17 protein-coding genes, 1 pseudogene and 1 CRISPR repeat array are annotated in these 21,888 nt (G+C 53.4%); of the genes and pseudogenes, 15 read left to right on the top strand and 3 right to left on the bottom strand.

Annotation, left to right across the window (positions count from 1 at the left end):
• Positions 1–187: 187 nt before the first annotated feature.
• A complete protein-coding gene (locus tag H6G52_RS14085; RefSeq protein ID WP_190529157.1) occupies positions 188–958 on the bottom strand; it encodes a DUF305 domain-containing protein in 771 nt (256 codons plus the stop codon).
• Positions 959–1,196: 238 nt separating this feature from the next.
• On the opposite strand from H6G52_RS14085, the gene H6G52_RS14080 reads away from it, so the two are divergent.
• Positions 1,197–1,466, top strand: a complete 270-nt coding sequence (locus H6G52_RS14080; RefSeq protein ID WP_099531546.1) for a hypothetical protein — start codon at positions 1,197–1,199, stop codon at positions 1,464–1,466.
• Positions 1,467–1,685: 219 nt separating this feature from the next.
• Positions 1,686–2,117, top strand: coding sequence for a hypothetical protein (locus tag H6G52_RS14075; protein WP_190529155.1), 432 nt, complete (start codon positions 1,686–1,688; stop codon positions 2,115–2,117).
• Here H6G52_RS14075 and H6G52_RS14070 read toward each other — a convergent pair.
• Positions 2,087–3,253 (bottom strand): YafY family protein, encoded by a 1,167-nt coding sequence (locus H6G52_RS14070; RefSeq protein ID WP_190529153.1) that lies wholly within the window; start codon positions 3,251–3,253, stop codon positions 2,087–2,089. The genes H6G52_RS14075 and H6G52_RS14070 overlap by 31 nt on opposite strands.
• Positions 3,254–3,438: 185 nt before the next feature.
• Between H6G52_RS14070 and H6G52_RS14065 the strand changes: the two genes are divergently transcribed.
• From H6G52_RS14065 to cas2, 11 genes are read left to right on the top strand one after another with little or no spacing between them, the layout of a single operon-like run.
• Positions 3,439–6,576 (top strand): type III-B CRISPR-associated protein Cas10/Cmr2, encoded by a 3,138-nt coding sequence (locus H6G52_RS14065; protein WP_199312427.1) that lies wholly within the window; start codon positions 3,439–3,441, stop codon positions 6,574–6,576.
• A 15-nt stretch (positions 6,577–6,591) separates the two neighbouring features.
• Complete coding sequence (locus tag H6G52_RS14060) at positions 6,592–7,869, top strand: type III-B CRISPR module-associated Cmr3 family protein (protein ID WP_190529151.1); 1,278 nt, start codon at positions 6,592–6,594, stop codon at positions 7,867–7,869.
• Between the two features lie 47 nt (positions 7,870–7,916).
• The gene (gene cmr4 / locus H6G52_RS14055) at positions 7,917–8,747 is read left to right on the top strand and encodes a type III-B CRISPR module RAMP protein Cmr4 (protein WP_190529149.1); all 831 of its coding nucleotides are present in this window, start codon (positions 7,917–7,919) and stop codon (positions 8,745–8,747) included.
• Positions 8,748–8,757: 10 nt separating this feature from the next.
• The gene (locus H6G52_RS14050) at positions 8,758–9,144 is read left to right on the top strand and encodes a hypothetical protein (RefSeq protein ID WP_370567712.1); all 387 of its coding nucleotides are present in this window, start codon (positions 8,758–8,760) and stop codon (positions 9,142–9,144) included.
• 7 nt (positions 9,145–9,151) lie between these two features.
• The gene (locus H6G52_RS14045; RefSeq protein WP_190529147.1) at positions 9,152–11,098 is read left to right on the top strand and encodes an RAMP superfamily CRISPR-associated protein; all 1,947 of its coding nucleotides are present in this window, start codon (positions 9,152–9,154) and stop codon (positions 11,096–11,098) included.
• 35 nt (positions 11,099–11,133) lie between these two features.
• A complete protein-coding gene (locus H6G52_RS14040; RefSeq protein ID WP_190529145.1) occupies positions 11,134–11,814 on the top strand; it encodes a GlsB/YeaQ/YmgE family stress response membrane protein in 681 nt (226 codons plus the stop codon).
• Between the two features lie 38 nt (positions 11,815–11,852).
• Positions 11,853–12,458 (top strand): hypothetical protein, encoded by a 606-nt coding sequence (locus tag H6G52_RS14035; RefSeq protein ID WP_190529143.1) that lies wholly within the window; start codon positions 11,853–11,855, stop codon positions 12,456–12,458.
• 20 nt (positions 12,459–12,478) lie between these two features.
• On the top strand, positions 12,479–13,729 hold the full coding sequence (locus H6G52_RS14030; protein WP_190529141.1) for a hypothetical protein: 1,251 nt from the start codon (positions 12,479–12,481) through the stop codon (positions 13,727–13,729).
• 43 nt (positions 13,730–13,772) lie between these two features.
• The gene (gene csx18, locus H6G52_RS14025; protein WP_190529139.1) at positions 13,773–14,045 is read left to right on the top strand and encodes a CRISPR-associated protein Csx18; all 273 of its coding nucleotides are present in this window, start codon (positions 13,773–13,775) and stop codon (positions 14,043–14,045) included.
• A gap of 20 nt (positions 14,046–14,065) precedes the next feature.
• Positions 14,066–15,055 (top strand): CRISPR-associated endonuclease Cas1, encoded by a 990-nt coding sequence (gene cas1, locus H6G52_RS14020; RefSeq protein ID WP_190529137.1) that lies wholly within the window; start codon positions 14,066–14,068, stop codon positions 15,053–15,055.
• 12 nt (positions 15,056–15,067) lie between these two features.
• Complete coding sequence (gene cas2 / locus H6G52_RS14015) at positions 15,068–15,343, top strand: CRISPR-associated endonuclease Cas2 (protein WP_190529135.1); 276 nt, start codon at positions 15,068–15,070, stop codon at positions 15,341–15,343.
• Between the two features lie 197 nt (positions 15,344–15,540).
• A CRISPR array of direct repeats spans positions 15,541–20,545; the repeat unit is 36 nt; unit sequence GGCCCCACTCGCTGGGGCACCCACTTGATTGGAAAC.
• A gap of 143 nt (positions 20,546–20,688) precedes the next feature.
• Here the strand turns inward: cas2 and H6G52_RS14010 are convergent.
• Positions 20,689–20,895: a hypothetical protein gene (locus tag H6G52_RS14010; protein WP_190529133.1), complete on the bottom strand. Its 207-nt coding sequence runs from the start codon at positions 20,893–20,895 to the stop codon at positions 20,689–20,691.
• A 185-nt stretch (positions 20,896–21,080) separates the two neighbouring features.
• Here H6G52_RS14010 and H6G52_RS14005 point away from each other — a divergent pair, with 185 nt between their 5' ends.
• Entirely contained in the window at positions 21,081–21,326 is a 246-nt protein-coding gene (locus H6G52_RS14005) for an antitoxin (RefSeq protein WP_190529131.1), read from the top strand.
• Positions 21,314–21,720 (top strand): annotated as a pseudogene (locus H6G52_RS14000) (type II toxin-antitoxin system VapC family toxin). Before H6G52_RS14005 ends, H6G52_RS14000 begins: the two are co-directional and overlap by 13 nt.
• Positions 21,721–21,888: the final 168 nt, after the last annotated feature.

Here is a 21,888-nt window from a genome sequence, read left to right as displayed (position 1 = left end):
CCTTAGCCATTTCTTTAAGAATCAACCGTAGTCAACCAAAATCGATGGGCGATCGGGATGGTGATCCCATGCCATTCCCGATAGATGCTGGCGGCCGGCCCTACACGGCCCCTGCTGGACTATTGACCCAGATTAGTCATAGCGGCGAATCACCACGGTGCAAACCCGATGGCGAATCCCACAGAGCCTAAAGCTGTTTTCCATGGTTCATGCCGTGGTTCATGTTCCCGTGGTTCATATTCCCGTGGTTCATTAACCCGTTGCCCGTGGAATCCGCCGCCGTCGATCGCCCGCATTGGCCACCATTCGGGAACCAAGCCCCCAACCAGGTCTGCATCTGACCAATCTCCTGGCTTTGGGTGCGAATCACATCCTGAGCCATTGACTGCACTGGCGGGTGTTTCACCAATTGGCCTTGAATCAGGCTTTGGGCCATCATTACCGCCCCTTGGTGGTGCATCACCATATCTTGCAAAAACTGCTGATCCAGCGCATCGCCTTGCAAGGGTTCCAGGGGACGCATCATGGGCTGATAGGCCTGGGTGCTGGTTTGGTTGGGATACCAGGTTTGCAGCCATGTTTTCATTTGGCTCACTTCCCGGCTTTGGGCATCAATAATCGCCTGGGTAAATTGCCGCATTTCCGGCCGTTGGGTGCGATCGCGCACGAGCTTGGCCGTGTCGATCGCCTCCTGGTGGTGCGGAATCATCTGACTAATGAACTCAAACTCGCTGCTCACCTGCATCGAGTGCATATGATGCGCCATGCCGCCGGCCGCGTCCCCACCAGGCGGACAAAGGGCGGGGCTAGCCTGGGCGGTGGTGGTGGAGCCTGGGGCCGTTGCGGCGGGTTGTTGGGCCCGCCATTGGCTAAATCCCCAACTCCCGATCGCGGCGGTACTGGCGATCGCGAGGGACAATCCCGCGAGCCATGGGCCTTGTTTACCAGTCCATTTCATTGAATCTTGCTCCTACTTGCTCCTGAATTGATCAAAATTCATCAAAACCAAGACCGATCGGGTCAGGAATGCCCGATCGACCAGGGGTTACCTTCAGCATAGGAGTTGGAATCTGAATTGCGGGCGAGGAAACGGCGTGGTGAAGAGGCGTGGTGAAGAAAAGCTAAGGAAAGCCCACAGCGACCCGCTTTGAAGTCTAGAACGGAGCCGTATTCTGCAATTTTGGGATGTACCCCCCATGTCGGACGATTTGTTTAGCTTTGTGGTCACCAACAACACAGACCAAGCCATCCTGGAAATTTGGGTTTCGCCCGATGATGAGGAATGGTCGCAGTTCGATTTGCCAGAAGAGGGAATTGCTTCTGGAGAGGGGGCAACGGTCACCTGGGCGGAGCATACGAATGATTCGCCCTGTGAGTGGTACATCAGCTTTGTGTTTGAGGATGAGTCGGAAAGCGAAACGGTGTTGGTGAATTTCTGCGAGGAGCCAAATATCACGGTCGGCTAGAACGCGCGTTAGCCGATCCACAACCTGGGGCGATCGACTGAAACCCGCCTTGTTTCGCGGAGGTTGTGGATCGGTGGATCGGGCAAACCGACCCTTTCTGATCGCTTGGGCCGCCATCATTCTCTACACGATCGCTTGCTGTGGCTCCTTGGTGTCACACTGATCTGGCCATGCCCATTCCCGATCGGCAATCCTGAGGTTTTGTTCTTTGATCCGATCATGCAAACCATGCGATCGCTGTTCCTGAGCCTGGCCTTGCTCTGCCTTGGCACGCCCGCCCTGGCCACCACCTGTGAAGAAAGTTTCGACAAAAAAGGCGATTTTTTCAACGGTTCCGCCTATTTTGCCCGCGTGCAAGTCCAAGGCCTATCCGTCGAAAGGGCCTTTTTTCAGTTGCGGGTGATTTTGGCCCGCGAAGGCATTCGCACTCTCAGCACTGATGTGGCCGGCGGCATGATGCGAGCAGAAAACCCCGCCACTGCCTTTCAGCGGGCCTTGCCGATTGATGTGTTTGCTTTGGCGGAAAATAACCAAACCACCGTTGAGATGGTTTTCACGCTGCCCAGTGGTGTGACTGCCAGCCGCGAAACTGTCAAGAAATATATCTGCGGGGCGCTCAATCAGCTAGAACCGCCTGCCCCAACTCCATAGGCCAGGGCCAGGGCGATCGCCATTTGCCGAAACCTCGCGACCAACTCCGGCGGTTCAAGTACCACCGCATCGCTCCCATACCGCCGCACCCATCGCTCAAACTCCCCGAGCGATCGCCTCGGTAGCTTCACGGAAAATTCCAGCCCACTTGGCTCGCCACTCGTCTCCGACTCCCAGGTCAACCGTTGCGTGGGGTGGCGGTGATCGCCCTCTGCAATGAACCGCGCGGTAGGTGGCCGAAAGCGCACCACCACCAACTGCAACGGTTCCTGGCCCGCCAATTCCCGTATTTGATCCGCTGCTTCGCCCAAAAATAAGCCCCAACCGGCCGAGAGCAGACCCGTTGCTTTGCGCAGCCGTTGCCGTTGGATCCGCAGGCCTCGGGGCGGCATCGGCAACCACCGCACCTCCGCACTCAGCCGATCGATCCGGCGCGTGGCAAACTGACCTGAATCCAATTTTTCATAGAGCAAATACCAGCCCACGTCATAGAACAGCAGTTGCAAGGGATAAAGCCGCTCCCGTTCGCCCCGATCATCCAGTTGGGGTGAGCGTGCCACTTTCAGTTCGATCGCCTGCCCCGTCAAAATCGCCTGCTCGATTGTCACCATCTCCCCCGCCAGGGAATCCCAGGGTTGTCCCTTAGCCATGCGAGTTGCTGGATCCAGCTCGCTCACCGGCCGCGACAGCGATCGCCGCAGGGGATAGCTCAGTTGGCCGTCCAAGTCCGCGTCCCAAGCCTTTAGCCGCCGCTCGATCGCCGCCCACCCCTCGGCCACCTGGGGATCGCCCAAGTCGATCGCCAACAGCCGCAACCCATTCAAGGCCGTGGTCAACTCCGCCACGGTCAGGGCCCCCGCCCCCAGGTAATAGCCCCAGCGATACATCCGCTCGCCCAACAGTCCATAGTCGCGCAGGGTGGCCAAGTCCTTCCGCAGCGTCGGAATCGAGGGGTAATCCTCTGGGAAGGGCCGCCCCAAGGCCGCCGCCCGATCGCGCAGGGCCGCCGCGATCGCCTCCAAGCCTCCCGCTGCGATCGCCCCGCTCCCCGGATCCTGTGCCAACAGGGCCACCAACAACATCAGGCGATCGAGAGCCATCGTTTCTTCATAGCCATGGCGCGATCGAGTCGCCATTAACACATCTCCAGCCGCCTGCCTAATGGAAAATAATATTTTCTGTTGCCAGGGGCGATCGCACCAAACTCAATAATACAAAGACTTACAAGCATTCATTTTGCTTAACGAACAATATTAAAACTTACCCCTGCCTTGGGGGTTGAATCCTTTAGGATAGGAGCCAAGGCACAAGCGTGAAAACAATGGCGACTATCAGTCGGATTTATTGGCAGGCCAAAATCTGGGGACTATTGCACGATCCTGCACTCAAGACATTGCGGCCCGTTCAAAATCTCTCCGATGAAGGGCCATGGCATGTTCTGAAGTGCATGGATGATTGGTATTCCCCCAAAGTTAGCGATAGCCAGAGAAAACAGCATCCTGAGCGCTATGACTCCAGCAAAAATACCCTGCAAGGCAATTGGCTGAAACATGTTGCCAAATGCGATCTGATTGCGTCAGCAAGCGATCGCACCAGTATGGGTCGCCTACCTTATGAAATTTCGGTTAGTTACAAAGCCAACGATGGTCTAGAAATCACCCATCTGATGTCGGGGGCACCCCAAACCCTGCGATTCGATCCATCCTTCAAAGTGGATGACATTCGCCAAAGTGAAATCGACTGCATTCCCGCAACGATTCGTGATTGTCTTGATCATCGAAAAGTTTTTTGGTGGCTGTGGCGTTGCTATCCGGCGGCCTTGGCCCGGAAGTTGGGGGAGCAAGTGCAGTTGCTGCCGGCGGATACACGCATTCCTGATGCCAGCCTTTGGAGCCATGTTTCGACCACATCAGCCCTGGCTGGGGCCTTGGCTGGTCGCTACCCCAACGACGCAGACTACCCGCAATACAAAAAGCAGAGTCAGCGCCCAGAGTCACGGCCCCATGTCCTGTCTTTCACTTTCACGCCCATCCAGGAATTTGTTGTTGCCAGCCGCAAGTTGCGAGATCTGTGGGCCGGGTCTTGGACGTTGCACTACTTATCTGCCAAGGCCTGCTGGGATTTGGCTTGGAACTATGGGCCCGATGTGCTGCTCTATCCCTGTCTTTACGAGCAGCCGCTAATCGATTACTGGCTGCTGCAAACTTACCCTGATTTCAAAGATTGGATTGAGCAACCCAGCGATCGAGCCTTGCTGACGGCGGGGTTTCCCAATGTGATTGTGGCGATTTTGCCCGATAACGGCCAGCGACATGCTGACGGTCAGCCTCAGGCCCACAGCCCGATCGAAGCTGCTGCTCAATCGCTTCAGCAGTCCGTTCGTGAGCGGTGGTCAGACATTGCTGCTGAGTCTCTGGCGATTTTGCAGGGACGGGATGGGCGATCGACGGGTCAAACCTGGAAAGCGATCGACCAATCCCTCTGGAATACCTGGATTAAAGCCCAATGGCAGCCCTATTGGGTGGCCCTCCCGATCGGCGATCCCAATGAAGACTTAGACCGGCGACCGGTGACCAAAAATGATCAAGACGGAGCAACTTTTAGAAATTGGTGTCAGCAGCAAAACCAATTAGCTCAGGCGGGTTTATTAGAACCCGCAGAAGCCAAGTTTGTAGAAGTTATGTTTGGGTTAATGCCCGACTTGGAAGACTCTGAAGACGAAACAGAGACGACGCTCCCAAGGGCTACTGACGAGCAACGCAGCAAAAAAGCATACAAGCAACCCAACGTGAACGTGGGGTCTTGGTGGGGCAACTTGTTTGATGCCACGCGATCGACCCTGACGGCGGTGAAAAATGCGCGGGTTTGGCAAATTCCCACGGCGTTTGGCCCGCGATCGACTATTTCTGGCATTGGGCCAGCCGTGCGATCGCCCCTCAATTCCCACAATCCCAACTGGGCTACAGAAGACGACACGCGCGCATTTTGGGAAAAAACTTTGGGTCTGTTCAACGGGAGCGAACAGCTCAACCCCAGCGAAACCACCAAGCGAGTTTTGCCGCGATTATTACCAAAGTTCTTTCCTCAAGCAAAAGAGTTGCGAAACCGCAGCGCTATCTATCAGCCAGATTTGACGGCAGGGCTAGCCGGTTGGTTAAAGACAACAGCAGAACGATCGCCTGAAAAGTTTGACGAGACCTTGCTGCACTATCAAGCAGCTTGTCAGGCAATCATCACGGAATTTGATTGGACTCAAGAGGCTGCCGACACCGATTGGGGAATTCCTTGGGTTGATCGCGATCCTGAAAAAGATACTTGGCCCAATCCCCGCCTAGTGAATGCTGGCTGGCTGGTGGATGATTTTTCTGCTGATAATTCCGTTCTTCGTGCTAACAAGCGCAGGGAAATTGCCACCGAAATTACCAAGTTTTTCCCCAGCAATAACCCGACCGATTGGTATGTGTTGGCTCAGGGTGATGGCGACAGTATGAACCAATGGTTGAAGGGAACGAAACTTACGAAATATCGAGATTATTTGCCCAAGGTACTGTTGGACAAGCTGAAAACCTATAAAGACCCCGTGATTAAAACCAGTTTTGAAAGCTTTACCCATGAATGCAAGCGGATGGGCCCGGCGACGCACTCGGCTCTGAGCCGATCGCTCCTGGATTTCTCGAATCGACTAGTGCCTTATCTGACTGAAGATCGCTATGCGGGCCGACTGATTTACAGCGGTGGCGATGATGTGCTGGCCTACTCGAATCTTTGGGAGTGGGATCGCTGGCTGTGGGATGTTCGCCAATGTTTTCGGGGTGACGAAGATCCTCAAGGCGAATTTAGCAATGCTGGTCATTATTGGAGCTGGCAAGGAGCTAGTCATCCCCGAAACTTGCCTAAGCGTCCGCTCTTTACCTTGGGTAAAAAAGCCTCAATTAGCTTTGGGGTGGTGATTGCCAATCAAGGCGTTCCCCTCGCGATCGCCCTAGAGCAACTCCGCGCTGCTGAAAAAGCGGCTAAAGATCATGCCTATCCCAATCCAGATCCAAATGCCAAGCCGCGTCAATTTGTCAAAGATGCGGTTCAAGTTCGTGTGATCTACGGCAATGGCAATATTCTGCAAGCAACTGCTAAATTTGACACTTTTTCTCAGTGGCAAGCCCTCTTGAACTTTGCTGATCAACATCCCAATTTGGATGCAGCGCTATTTGAGCAAGCAGCGGAAATTTGGGATCAACACCCACCACCAATCGATGAGGCAATTACTCCTTGGGTGGAAGGGTTTCTCAGCCGCCGTGATGCATTTGCCCAAAACGATGAAAGCCGAGATCAATTCAGTCAAACTTTGCAGTCATTTCTCAAAGCTCTTGATAAAACCACTGCGTCTGAGTTGGTTAATCGGGAAGTGCAGGCTTGGCTCAAATTGGCAGCATTCTTAATCCGTAAGCGACAGATCCGCTGAGGAGATCAGTGAACCATGACTGAGAACCAACCTATTTTCTACTGGTATACCTTGAGTCCGTTGGATGTGTGGATGTTTCGGGATGCCAAGCCCTTTTCGCCAGGAGAGCGAGCGTGGGCCGGTAGCCAATTTCCCCCACCCAGCGCCACGATTGTGGGTGCAATTCGATCAATTGTTTCGCAAGCCAATTTGACCCTGATGGGGCCATTTTTATGTCGCCAGGAGGAGCTATATTTTCCACGCCCGATCGGCTACTACAAATCCCATCCACTGGTGCCACCGGAATGGCGCAGCAGCCATGATCAAACCAGCAATGACCAACAGAGTCGTAATCAACCGAATGATAATTGCCAGCGCAGCACCTATCTTTATGCGCGCTATCCCGACAATCGACCAGGCGCATTAGTCCGGCAAACTGATCCCACAACTCAGAAAAATCGGCCGCGACGCTGCGGGGAGGAAGACTTAGACGATGAGGAAGACGGCAACGAGCCTGATCGTCGTCCCTATCGGGATTGGCTACCCAGCTCAGTGATGCTGAAGTATCTGAAATCTGGGGCGATCAACTCAGAGGATTGGCTAGTTTCTGAGCATCGACCTGATGAGAAAGAACCCTGGACTGAAGAGGTTCGGCCACACAATTCCCTAGAGCCAGGAACCCGGCAAGTTAAGCAAGAAGGGGGCTATTTTGTGGAAACGGCGGTGCGGCTAAAGGAAGGTTGGAGCTTGGCAATCGGGGTTGACTCGCACACCCATCAATTGCTAATCAAAAATGATTATGGGTTGCCCCTGGCGATTCGATTAGGTGGTGAAGGACATCGGGCGATTTTGCGCCGTGCCGAACAGTTGGATGCGGTTTGGCTTGCCTTGAAGCAACAATCGGAGACGAATTTTAAGGACTCTCAGGGCAAACGGGCGATCGCCTATCTCGCCACGCCAGGAGTCTTTGAACGCAAGCACAATGGCGTGGCAACCTGTCGTCCTTGGCCTTGGGAGTGGAAGCTAAGGCGATCGGCTAGTGATGGCACTTTGGCAGGAGTTGCCACAGCTAAACCTGTCCCGATCGCCGGTCGAATTCGCGGCAAAGCTGATGATCAACCAAATGCTAGTCCCAGCATTCCTGCGCCCCAAGTTTTTGCCGCCGCTCCGGGGAGTCAGTATTACTTGGAACAGCCCGATCGACTGTTTGCCGAAACAGAAACCAACTCCAGAGCTAACCGCTGGCGACAGCTAGGCTACTCCGAACTCCTCTGGATTCCCTATCAAGAACCCCCGTTGCCTCAGCAAGCTTAACCCTCTTTATTGATTCCCAACGATGTATTTATCGGAGTAAATTGATCATGCCTACTGCCGCCCCTAGCATTACCCAGATTACCAATTTATCCCATCTCTATTTACTGTCGCCATTGCATACTGGTGGCACAACCCAAGAGGGCAACTTGCTGGGAATTGCTCGTGAAGCCCACACAGAGTTTCCCTATCTCCCTTCCAGCACTATTCGCGGACGGCTACGGGCCTCTGTTTTCACTGACCAGGGCCAAGACATCTGCTATCGACTCTTTGGCAATGAAATTACCGACCAACGAGAATCTCTGACTCAAGGCAGCATTTGGGTTGGTGATGGTTCTATCTTGTGGTTCCCGATCGCCTCACTCAGCCACGGTGTGCTGTGGGTCAGTTGTCCTATGCTGTTGCGGCGGTGGTCAACTTATCAATCGGAAAAACCACCGATCCCTAACGCCTACGCCACCAACCTCAACAACAGCAACCAGATTTGTTTGAAGGATGTAATTCTTCAGAAAAGCGATTTGATTCTCTGGTCTGATTGGAAGAAATTTATTCCCAAAGGCTCAGAAACCGAATCTATTGAGCGAGTCCTAGTTTTGCCTGACAAGTATTTCGCAACTGTTGTCCAAATGGGACTTTGGCGACAGGTCAAAGTTAAGCTGGATGAGCATAAGACAGTGAAGGATGGCTCTTTTCGCTATGAGGAAGCAATTCCGCCTGATGCAGTGATGTATTTTCCCTGGGGAGTGACGACACAACGTAAGTCAGAGCAATCGACCTTAACCGAAGAGTTTCAAGACATCCTCAATAGCTACTCGATCCTGCAAATTGGTGGGCAGGAAAGCCTTGGTCGTGGTTTTGTTCAACAATGGTCTGTGAATTAGGAGAGCTAATGTGATTTTTGATTCTCGCATCATGGGCAAATATGTCTATAAAGCTCTGAGAGACTTGAAAGCTCAGGCTAAAGATGAGGCTGAAAAACAAGAGCAAAAGAGTCAATCAGTTGAGCTATACACTTACCTTTCAACTTGGGGACTTCTGCGCCTTAAAGCTGAAGAAAATGCTTTGAGCCAGGCAGGTCGCAAAGATGTTGTGAAAGCGTTCTTTTCTTGTTTGTCAAAAATTAGCTGCCAACCAGATCTCAGCAAGTTAGACAATCCAGAGCTTTTGTTGCAACTGTCACCAGATGACTATTTAGGGCTAACTGGTGTGGCGCTAAAGCTGGCGCAAGAGTTTAGTTTTTGGGCGAATTCAATTTACTGCAAAGGTGATAAGGAGTAATTGAGCTATGAGTCCTAATCCTTGGGAACGGCCGAATTCGCCTAAGCGTCCTGTGAAATCTCCGAAGACTGGGCAGGCGGGCGATCGGGGCGATCGTGCTGGTCAACCCTCTCAACGAGGCGGTGGTGGCGATCGGGGTGGACAGCAACGTGGCGGCGGCGGGGATGATAACCCTGGACAGCCTTCGCCCTGGCTGAATCCTGCGAATCCGCCACAGATCCAGAATTCTGCCAGCTTTGTGGAATATCTACGTTGGATGCGATCGCCCCATCCTAAAGGGAGTCAGGAGTCTAAAAATCTTGATCCTGGTACCAAGTTAGAACTGCTGGAAAAAGCGCAGACCAACTCAAGTCAGTACAACAAGCAACATCTTGCGCGTTGTCAGCGCCGCCTTGAGATGCTGGCTAAGGGTGGTGTGATCTTTCAGGCCGCAGCCCCGTGGCGAATTCGAGTGGGCGGCCATCGTGGGCCAGAGAGCACCTTATTGCCAGCGTTTGACGCGCTTGGAATTCCTTACATTCCCTCCAGCACTTTGCGCGGTGTGGCTCGTGCCCAAGCTATCCGCGAATTTATGAGCATGGGTTGGGAGAAGGCTAATTTACATGTGGCCCGGTGGTTTGGTCACCTGGATGCTTCAGATGGCGATCGAGTAGGCAAAATTGTTTTTTTTGATGCCTATCCCTTACCTGGTCAAGATGGGTTGGCGATCGACATGGCTAACAAGATTTGGAATTGGGAAGGAGAAACACCAAAATACAGCCCCAATCCCAATAGTTTTCTTTCTCTCCAAAAACCAACATTCTTGTTCGGGATGAAGCTTGCTTCTGGCATTGATGATCAACAGTTGCTTGAAAAAGTTAAATCTTGGCTGATTCAAGGATTGCAATCAGGAATTGGCTCACAGGTCAACTCCGGCTATGGAGAGTTAAAGGTAAAAGACAAGAAACAGAAATTATTAGGCTTTTTTGAAGTGAATTTTGAAGTTGAAGGACAGCTAATTCATGGTTGTCAGGAGCTTACAAAATGGAATTGGAACGAAGGAAAAAATCATTGGGAAATGAGAGGAAAGCCTCAGGCAGAGGTGCGTCCAATTGCCTTTAAGTCAATGCTTCGCTACTGGTTTCGGGTCTTATCCTTGGGTGTTTTACCTGTTGACAATGTAAAGGATTTAGAAGCCTGCATTTTTGGCAGCATTAATCCTAAGACCATCTGGGGGTGGGTGCGAGTTGTGGTGCGCGATGGCAAGGTGACACAATGCGAACCACAGCCAAACTTCAAAGGTAAAAATGATAAATGTGGACAACAAGAAGGCAAACTGGTCATTTTTCTCAAACCTAGTTGTCCTTCTGACCAAGCTAGTAATGTACAAGTCCTCCTCAAATCTTTAACGTGGTTGATGTTTCACCTGGGAGGCATTGGCCAGGGTGCACGGCGACCTTGCTACTCGCGTAAGACGCGCGATCGAGCACCTTGGTATCGTGGTTCAACGCTCTTTGTAGAAGAGAATACATTTTGGGAGCTTCCAGAAACAACTGAAGAATTTCAATCATTGTTTCGTAAGCGTCTCAAGAATTTTTATGCTGCTCTGAGTGATTTATCCAAGACAACAATTAATCCTAATCAACCATATGCTGTCAGGATAGATGGCTCAATGCAGTGGACTGAAGCCATTGATCGAAACTGCCATATTGCAGTGTGCTCGGGTTCTGGAAGATATGGAAAACCTTTTGCTCTGGCAACACTTCATGACCAAGCTTTCAAGGTTAATAATAACTATGATGGGAACTTGTGCGGCTCAGTTAAACCTGTGGTCAAGCCATCGCCTGTTTGGATTGCTAATCATGATGATTATCAAGTGGTGACAGTTTTTGGTTCTACCTCTGACCCCAGGAAAAAGTTTCTTCGGAAGCTGAAGGAGGATGCAACGAGCTATCAACAGCTATGGCCGTTTTGATCGTTGTTTTGCATCAACCTTGGAGGAATCTAGTCATGGCAGATAATACGCTTCTCAATTTGGCGAAACAGGGCAAGCCAGGGGCGATCGCGGCGATGCTGAATCGATCGTTCCAAAAAGAGGGCTGGACTTGCAAGGGCCGCACCAATGGCAACGAACTGAAGCTGACCTTTGAGGGCGAAAATCCACCCCAACTTGAGCAAATTCGCGATCGCCTGATGCGCGGTCTAAAAATGATTCAGCCAGAGGGTATCGAAGTCCTGAACCTTGAAGCCAGAAAAACTGGTCAACTTCGACCTGCATGGAATGAAATTTTTTATCTAAGTAATACCGAAAATAGTGAAGATCGATTTAAGTTTTTGAACCACGAAGTTGCACAACCTAGTGGACAAAATGACCTGGTTTATGATCAAAATTTTGCGATCAGAACGGCTGAAAGACTGCATGGAAAAGCACAATCAATCATTATTGTTTTCTGTATTGTTGGTGCATTTTTTGGATTCTCTGTTGGTTTTGGATTAGGGGCTGTAATTGGTGGAATTGTGGGTGCTTTTCTCTTTGGTGCTTTGTGTGGTTTTGTAGGCTGGTTTATAGGGCAATTCATTGGCATGTCATTAAGTTTATCTATTGAAGGACAAGCTCAGTTGCTCTATGCTCAAATTCAGACGGAGATTAATACGAGGAAATTTAGAAATGAAAATGCTACTGAATCGTAACTATTTTGCGCATCGCCTAGAATTGGCGAATTAATCTCATGCCCTATAGTAGCTTCTCAATTGCCCAAATTAAAGCAGCATTTAGCCTTGAAATTCACGATCGCTCTCATCTTTTTCGCGATCGGGAACCTCATCCACCTTCAGAAATCTTGAAAACCCTGCTCGAAGAAAATGCCGCGCTTGCTGCCACCCTCAGTACCGAAAAGGCACGATCTGAGTTGATTATTGCACCTGTTTTGCTGGAAGTTCGCCGCCTCAAAAACTACCAAATTGGCTTTTTTTCGGGTGTGAACTTTGCCGTAGAGCCAGAATTAGATCTAGTCGGAGAATGCGATTTCATTTTGACTGCCGAACCGGAAGCTTCAATCATCACTGCGCCAATTGTGACCTTGGTAGAAGCCAAAAACGACAACATGCGATCGGGCTTGGGTCAGTGTATTGCCCAAATGCTTGGTGCTTGGCGATTTAATCAGCAGGAAGGTTCTCCTCAATCAACAGTTTATGGGGCAGTGTCTACGGGAACAGTTTGGCGATTTTTGCAACTTCAAGAAACTCAAGTTTTGATTGATTTGGATGAATATTACTTGCCTCAAATCGATCAAATTCTAGGAATTTTGCTGAGTTTTTTGGAACTAAAAATCTAATTTTTGGAGCATACCTAATCATGAGTAGTGTTGTTTTGTCGTTTGTGGGCAATCAAGATCCGTTTGCAGCCACCGAAACGGAAGGATCAATTATTAGCCTCCTGCGATTTTTATTAAACCAAGGAACAACGATCAAGAAAGTGGTGTTGCTGCACACAGAAGGTACAGCGAAAAATGCTCAAGACACCCAAGAACACATGGAGTCAGAGTCGCAATTATCTGGCTTGGTGGTGGAACTGATTCCCACCAGTTGGGAATTGTCGAAAGATCCCACTGATTTGTGGCTGGCGGCGCAAGAAGCAAAGCGCGGTTTGGAGTGGGTGCAATCGCAGTTGGAACCGGGCGATCGGGTAGATTTCAACGCATCGTCGGGAACGCCAGCCATGAAGTCGGCTTTCAGTTTGTTGCAGGCGGCAGGCTACGCCAGCAATAGCCAAATTTGGCAAGTTCGTAACCCGAAGGAGATGAAACCAGGCCAAGATCGGGTTTTTCCAACCAATGTTCTGGCGTTGCGGCAGGAGTTTGATCGCAAACGCATTGAACAACAAATTGCGGACTACAACTACAGTGGTGCTTGGTTGGAATTAACAGCCAGCCAGTTAGCAACAGATCGCCTCAAGGGCTTGTTGGAATATGCCCGTTGTCGCAAGGCATTTGACTTCAACGGAGCCAGTGACGCGATTCAAGAGCTTGCGGGAGCTATTGATGATCGCTGGGCTAAAGACATTGCCAAGTTGCGATCGGGACACAAGCCCACAGTTTTGGCGGAAGCCTATTTCAATGCAGTTTTATCGCTGCACAATCGTGACTATTTCACCGTTTTTACGCGGGTGTTTGGCATCCAAGAAAATGTGCTGAAATACGCGATCGGGCAGTTGGCTGAGTTTCCTAAAGATGAGGCCGATACCGATCGATTTTGGCAAGAGGTCAAGGCCCTCAAATCGGGTGAAGTCTATCGCGCCCTAGAGAAGGCAGCCCCCAAAAATCGTGCTGTCCGCACCAGCTACTTTCCAAATCGCCTGACCATGCGGCTGATTTTAGATTGTGATCCTGACTCGAAAGAGCTACTGGGAGATTTAGACAAAATCGAAAAACTCTGCGCCGATCGCAACCAAATGGTGCATGAGTTTAAGGGCATTTCCCGCATGGAAAATCCCGAAGAGGTGTTGAATCAACTGCGGCGCATTTTGAAGGGAATTGTCACGGTTTCGCTGACGGATAATCCGTTCGATCGCCTGAATGCCGAAATTCGATCGGCTTTGACTAGCTAGTTTTGAACCTTTAGACCTTGCCCGCTGATCCTCCCTCAGTCCTATGTACTTTGCCCCTGGAACGCTCCCCAAACGCCGCCAAGCGATCGCCCTCACCAACAGCAGCCTGACCCTGATTATTTTGCTGATTGCCCCTTTGGGGTTAGCCGCTGTCTTGGTCAACACGCTGCTCGTGGGTTTAGCGAGCTACTACACTTGCACGATCGCCGATCGCCTTTGGGGCCAACAACTAACTCGCTCGCTGGATGCCAACCCTGATCCCCTAGCCGAGCTAGAACGACTGTCTGATCGCCCCGGCCCGCTCGATCGCCCCTAGCGCCATATGCCTCGTCCCCCATGCGATCGCTCTATCTGTCCCAGCAAGGGAGTCGCGTCACCGTCCGCGCCGATCGCCTGACCGTGCAGCAGGGCGACGAACCCGCCCAAACGATCGCCCTGCCGCTGTTGGATCAAATTCTGGTGTTTGGCAATGTGCAGCTCACCACCCAAGTGCTGCGGGCTTGTTTGGTGCGGGATGTGCCGGTGGTCTACCTGTCGCGCATGGGCTACTGTCACGGTCGCCTCACGGCTATCCATCGCGGCTACCGAGCCCTGGCGCGTCACCAAGCGGATCTCAGTTTTGGCGATCGCCTATTGGTGGCCCGGGCGATCGTGGCCAACAAGCTGCACAACTCCCGGATTTTGCTGCAGCGCTATCGCCAACGGGGCCACGACTTGGGCCCAGATCTCGACCAGTTCCGCCACCTAGGCGATCGGGCCCGCCAGGCCACTAGCCTTGATGCACTGTTTGGTTTGGAAGGGGCGGGGGCTGCGGCCTACTTTGGGGCCCTGCGATCGATTCTGGCAGACTCAGGCCTGGGCTTTCGCGATCGCAACCGGCGACCGCCCCAAGACCCAATCAACGCCTTCCTCAGTTTTGGCTACCAGGTGTTGTGGAACCATCTGTTGGTGTTGGTGGAGCTTCAGGGACTCGATCCCTACGCTGGTTGTTTGCACGAACCGTCCGATCGCCACCCGGCTTTGGTGTCGGATTTGTTGGAGGAATTTCGGGCACCGTTGGTGGATGCGGTGGTGTTGGGGCTGGTGAATCGGGGTCAGGTCGATCGCACTCAGCACACGGAACAGCGGGATGGGGGCTGTTTTCTGAATGAAGCGGGTCGCAAGTTGTATCTGCAAGCGTTTATCGATCACATGGAAGGGGCGATCGACCAAGACGAGGGCGGTTCGATTCCCCGGTGGGAGCTACTGAGTCGGCAAGTGCGGGCCTACAAGCAATTTGTCTATCAGCCGGTCTACACCTACCAGCCCTATCGCCTGCGAACCTAAGCGGCCGAACCTGTGTTTTATGTGGTTGCTTACGACAGTCCAAATCAGAAGCGGCGCAGCAAAATTGCGGCGACCTTGGAGGGCTATGGCCAGCGGGTGCAATACAGCGTGTTTGAGTGCTATCTCTCTCCGAGTCACTATGCCCAACTGCGGCGGCGGCTTCGCAAGTGGTTTAACCCGGAGGAGGATTCGATTCGGTTTTATCCCTTATCGAGTCAAATGCTGGCCCAGGTGGAGGTTTGGGGCGGGCGGCCCCTGTCTTCGCCGCCGGGATCGGTCATTTTGTAACGCGATGTATCGGAAATCTACAACCTGGGGCGATCGGCTGGAACCCGCATTCTGTCGTGTAGGTTTTGGATCGGTTGTGGGGCAAGGGTTTTGGGGTTTTTCCACAGATAAAATGTTTGGGTTTTGTCCGGGTCTGAGAGGGGTTGTAGATCTAGCCACTTGTAACCCTTATGCAGCAAGGGTTAGTTTAGGGGGGAGGCCCCACTCGCTGGGGCACCCACTTGATTGGAAACCGAGGAAGTTGCACAGGGAAGGAAGTAGGACAGGGTACTGGCCCCACTCGCTGGGGCACCCACTTGATTGGAAACATTAACCGATTTTGTTGATCGCTGTTTGGCTTTGGGGGCCCCACTCGCTGGGGCACCCACTTGATTGGAAACCCAAGCCGATTCACAGAACTTAAGGAAATCAGCCTGGCCCCACTCGCTGGGGCACCCACTTGATTGGAAACTCAAAAGGAATTGGAGACCCAATCGCAGATTCACGGCCCCACTCGCTGGGGCACCCACTTGATTGGAAACCACTGAAGGTCTATAGATGTAGAGCTTAAGATGCAGGGCCCCACTCGCTGGGGCACCCACTTGATTGGAAACTATCCCATTGAGACTTGTAGGCATCCTGAAAGCCAGGGCCCCACTCGCTGGGGCACCCACTTGATTGGAAACTAATTACTCCCCTTTCGAGTTTGTAGCCTTTAAATTCAGGGCCCCACTCGCTGGGGCACCCACTTGATTGGAAACGTTCGCCGCTTGCAAGTCACGTGGGACTACGAATACGGCCCCACTCGCTGGGGCACCCACTTGATTGGAAACTGATGGCTATGAATTTTTTCGGCTTTAGCGTTTAGTGCGGGGCCCCACTCGCTGGGGCACCCACTTGATTGGAAACACCAGTAATTCAGTAATAAGTGCCAAATGATGGATATAGAAGGCCCCACTCGCTGGGGCACCCACTTGATTGGAAACAGTGGGGCCCTACATGAACGAAATGGATGCCATTGTTCAGAAAAGGGCCCCACTCGCTGGGGCACCCACTTGATTGGAAACTTGGCGGCTGTAGTTCATGGCGATTTTACTGCTGAAGAAGGCCCCACTCGCTGGGGCACCCACTTGATTGGAAACGTTCAATCACGTCCAGAATCGTTCCGTTTCTTTTCGGCCCCACTCGCTGGGGCACCCACTTGATTGGAAACTTGGATTGGTGGATGTGCGCCCAACACCTTGGGGCCCGGGCCCCACTCGCTGGGGCACCCACTTGATTGGAAACTTGAAATCAACATCGATACTGCAAAGATATTCCCCTATGGCCCCACTCGCTGGGGCACCCACTTGATTGGAAACTTGGGAGCGAAGCAACGAAAGGTTAAGTTAGTACCAGCTCTTTCAGAGGGCCCCACTCGCTGGGGCACCCACTTGATTGGAAACTCCTACTCTGACAGCAGCATCGATACTTGGGAGTTTAAGGGCCCCACTCGCTGGGGCACCCACTTGATTGGAAACACCTGGATAAGCGCTTGCCACACCCCGGAACGACAGGCCCCACTCGCTGGGGCACCCACTTGATTGGAAACTGCCGAGCGGTGGATGCCTTACTGGCGGTGTTTGAGGCCCCACTCGCTGGGGCACCCACTTGATTGGAAACAGGCGATCGATCTTGGTAGAAACCAGATCGCTGCGACTCAGGCCCCACTCGCTGGGGCACCCACTTGATTGGAAACAGAAACCCAGGAACGCCTGGGGTTATGGACTTTCAGATAAGGCCCCACTCGCTGGGGCACCCACTTGATTGGAAACAGTCCCAAATTTCAATGCCCAGTCGCACTGATCAATGAGGGCCCCACTCGCTGGGGCACCCACTTGATTGGAAACCGTATCTTTACGACCGCCCATTTCTATTGGGACTTCTGAGGCCCCACTCGCTGGGGCACCCACTTGATTGGAAACGGCACACCGTTGGTTGGATCCTCGCAACCGCTCACGGAAGGCCCCACTCGCTGGGGCACCCACTTGATTGGAAACGCGGCGCTGAAGTCCTCGAACAAACAGCTAGTTCCAAGGCCCCACTCGCTGGGGCACCCACTTGATTGGAAACTTGTCGTTGCCGCTTGCCTTGACCCATGTTGCTATCGCTATCGTTTCGTGGCCCCACTCGCTGGGGCACCCACTTGATTGGAAACCACACTCCGAGAGGTGGTTCTTGTCCGAACCTGGAAAGGCCCCACTCGCTGGGGCACCCACTTGATTGGAAACTCGTTGCAGAGGTGGTTTTGACCGCACCCGTTCCGGGCCCCACTCGCTGGGGCACCCACTTGATTGGAAACTCCGCTAAAGGTGGAAGCCTACGGACGGGCGGCTGAACGGCCCCACTCGCTGGGGCACCCACTTGATTGGAAACGAGTCACAAGGAACGATGATGCGATGAATTTCTGGGGGCCCCACTCGCTGGGGCACCCACTTGATTGGAAACTCCGAATCCCACATGGCGGTGACGTAGCATTCGGGAAGGCCCCACTCGCTGGGGCACCCACTTGATTGGAAACAATAGCACCATCCTCAAAGTAGACAATCAATAAGGCCCCACTCGCTGGGGCACCCACTTGATTGGAAACCGCGCTGTTGGGCCGCTGAACCTGTTTGGCAAGCTAGGGCCCCACTCGCTGGGGCACCCACTTGATTGGAAACACCAATCACCGCCCCGATTGCACTGCCTACAAACCGGAGGCCCCACTCGCTGGGGCACCCACTTGATTGGAAACCAGGTTTGTGTGATTGCGCTCACCAACATCCAGCCAAGGCCCCACTCGCTGGGGCACCCACTTGATTGGAAACAACGTTAGCCAGGGCAGCCAGGATGTCAAAGTTAAAGGCCCCACTCGCTGGGGCACCCACTTGATTGGAAACTCAGCACTCGCCCGCAACTTAAGTGCCCAATTTTTGGCTTGGCCCCACTCGCTGGGGCACCCACTTGATTGGAAACCTCGGAGTGTCCGAGGAAGGGGTGACTCTTGGGCGAACGAGGCCCCACTCGCTGGGGCACCCACTTGATTGGAAACTCGGACGCGATCGCCACCCGTGTGATCTCAATTACACTCGGCCCCACTCGCTGGGGCACCCACTTGATTGGAAACATCGCAAACAAAAATAGGCGGAATGGGTCGGGGCCCCACTCGCTGGGGCACCCACTTGATTGGAAACGCAAGCTGCCGACGTTCATCTCCTTGGGTTTTGTCGCGGCCCCACTCGCTGGGGCACCCACTTGATTGGAAACGAAGAAAAGATGAGGGTAGCGAGTTTAGGACTCGCAAGGCCCCACTCGCTGGGGCACCCACTTGATTGGAAACTAGGTCAATCTCCCTGATCAATTCTGTGCCGATTTTGGCCCCACTCGCTGGGGCACCCACTTGATTGGAAACCGCCCGGTCGGCCGTGGTGTGGCGTTGCCGGTGGAACGGCCCCACTCGCTGGGGCACCCACTTGATTGGAAACTCAACGATCGCGTTAATGGCGTGAAGCGTAGAATCGATGGGGCCCCACTCGCTGGGGCACCCACTTGATTGGAAACCCACACCGCCACTGCAAATAGCCACATTTTGCCCCGATCGCGGGCCCCACTCGCTGGGGCACCCACTTGATTGGAAACTCCACCGACGATCGGCTAGTGATTGTTCCAGGTCTTGGCCCCACTCGCTGGGGCACCCACTTGATTGGAAACCGGGAAGATCGCGGGTTCCGATGATGGCTAGACGCATGGCCCCACTCGCTGGGGCACCCACTTGATTGGAAACTGGTCTGAGCGTAGGTGGCCTCGTAAACTGCAACGTGGCCCCACTCGCTGGGGCACCCACTTGATTGGAAACGTTAGTTGTTGGGCTACCTTATGAGACATGATCTTTCCTAGGCCCCACTCGCTGGGGCACCCACTTGATTGGAAACCAAAATGGCATTCATCATCAGAGCGTTTACTCACTAGGCCCCACTCGCTGGGGCACCCACTTGATTGGAAACCACGTCTCCGCCAGCGCCTCGAAATCGAACTTGGCGGCCCCACTCGCTGGGGCACCCACTTGATTGGAAACCCGCCAAACAGGTCAACGAAATAGCCGGAGGGGATGCCTAGGCCCCACTGGCTGGGGCACCCACTTGATTGGAAACTCAAGACGCGGGACGGGGACAAGAGGAAATCAGGCCCCACTCGCTGGGGCACCCACTTGATTGGAAACACCTAGAACAGCCTTGCGAACTGTTTTTCCTGAGTAGCTCGGCCCCACTCGCTGGGGCACCCACTTGATTGGAAACTTCCGGGAACTACCGCACTGACTTCGATTGCACCGCCTTCGCCATGGCCCCACTCGCTGGGGCACCCACTTGATTGGAAACCGCGTCTACTTCCCAGAACAGTTTGGAGCGCTGGGGGCCCCACTCGCTGGGGCACCCACTTGATTGGAAACCTGGCCGCTCCTGTCCCACGCCGTGCCATCCGATTGTTTGGGGCCCCACTCGCTGGGGCACCCACTTGATTGGAAACAAGCGCCGTAGCGTTGTAGCGACCATCCGAGAGGTAGTGAGGCCCCACTCGCTGGGGCACCCACTTGATTGGAAACTCAAGCAGGAAGTCATCGGGGCTGACCTTGTTCGCGGCATGGCCCCACTCGCTGGGGCACCCACTTGATTGGAAACAATTTCAACCAATTGAAACTTAAGAAGCGGTAGACGTTCAGGCCCCACTCGCTGGGGCACCCACTTGATTGGAAACTCCGTCGCGGTCGAAATATGTTGAACTGCAGTGGACCCTGCGGCCCCACTCGCTGGGGCACCCACTTGATTGGAAACGGGATACACCTCAGAGGCGATCGCCTCTAGAACGGGGCCCCACTCGCTGGGGCCCCCACTTGATTGGAAACTCAGCGTTGTCAATCGCCTCAAAACCATCTTCGTGATCGGCCCCACTCGCTGGGGCCCCCACTTGATTGGAAACGTCATCACGTTTGACCAGCGGCAGATTATTCGACTCCGAGCGGCCCCACTCGCTGGGGCACCCACTTGATTGGAAACTAGAGCTTTTTCGCCACGATGCGGATCTCCTCAATCCGCGGCCCCACTCGCTGGGGCACCCACTTGATTGGAAACACTTGAACCTGAACCTCAATCTGGCGAGCGGTCGTTCCGTGGCCCCACTCGCTGGGGCACCCACTTGATTGGAAACTCGCAAAAACCGATCCCGCGTTGCGCAATCGCATTGATTGGCCCCGTCCCTCGGGGCCAACCCCCACCATCCGCCCCCAAAACCGATCGCCCCAATCACCCCGCCGCTCCAAATTAAGCCAGGGTTAATCAACCGTTTGCGAGCTACGATCGCCCTAAGGACAGATCCACCCCCAGCGATCGAGCGAGGAAAAGCCATGGGTAGCCGTAGGGTGCATGGGAGCACGCTCGGCCGTCAATGATCGTTGCCCCTAATCTCCCATGCACCGCCACCCATGTCGCATTCACCGACCATCCCCGATCGGTTGAGTGGCGCTCAATTCTCGGTGCATGGGAGTACAAATCAACCATTTCGTGACCCCTTGGCCTTGCTCCCATGCACCCTACCCGTCGGCCATTGACGCAGGCAAGCAACTCGCGATCCCCAGGGGCGATCGCCCCATCCCAAGACCCGCGCTACCATTGAAACAACGCAATCCTGAACGTCCTGCACCCACGATTAATGACCGCCAACACCATCACCGAAGGAATTCTCGATGGAACGAGTCGAAATTACTAAACAAGATCAGGGCTGGACAATCATTTTGCCCGAGTTGATCGACTTCCTCGGCGAAGCGGTTTATCTCAAACCCCTAGGCAGCGCTCTGATTTTGTTGCCCGCTGCCAATCCCTGGCAAATTTTGTTTGAGAGCCTCACACTCTTTTCCGAAGATTGCTTCGAGGACTGGCCAGAAACTCGCCCCCAAGACTTGCCCCAAGAACGCGAGGAATGGTTTCTATGAAATTCCTCCTCGACACCAACATTTGCATTTACTTAATCAAACACAAACCGCCCCAAGTTATTGATCGCTTCCGCGCCTGCGAACTCGGCGATATTGCCATTTCGAGTATTACCGTTGCTGAACTCGACTACGGCATTGCCAAAAGCCAACAGCACGATCGCAATCAGGCCGCCCTCGATCGCTTCTTGTTGCCCTTAACGTCCCCTTCGATCGCACTGCCAGCCATCACTATGGCGAACTTCGCTACAGCCTCGAACGCCAGGGACAATCGATCGGCAACATGGACTTACTGATCGCGGCCCACGCCCTCAGCTTGGGCCTGACGATCGTGACCAATAATGTCCGAGAATTTAGCCGCGTTCCCTACCTTGCCATTCCAAACTGGGCAGAATAATCCTCGGCTGAACTTCTCTCATCCTGCAACTACTCAACACCCCACCCGAAACCCCGTAGATACTGTGTTCCCCGGATAGACGCAAGGGGCTGAGAGTGAAGAAAGGTAAAGCTTAAGAGCCAGGAGCTGTGGCGACCGCTAGTTGGCTGGGGTCAAACGGTCTGCCAT

This window comes from Limnothrix sp. FACHB-881 (genome assembly GCF_014698135.1).
In the GTDB taxonomy this organism is placed as follows: Bacteria; Cyanobacteriota; Cyanobacteriia; order CACIAM-69d; family CACIAM-69d; genus CACIAM-69d.
Note: the sequence above shows the minus strand (reverse complement) of the source record. Positions and strands in the feature narration are given on the sequence as shown.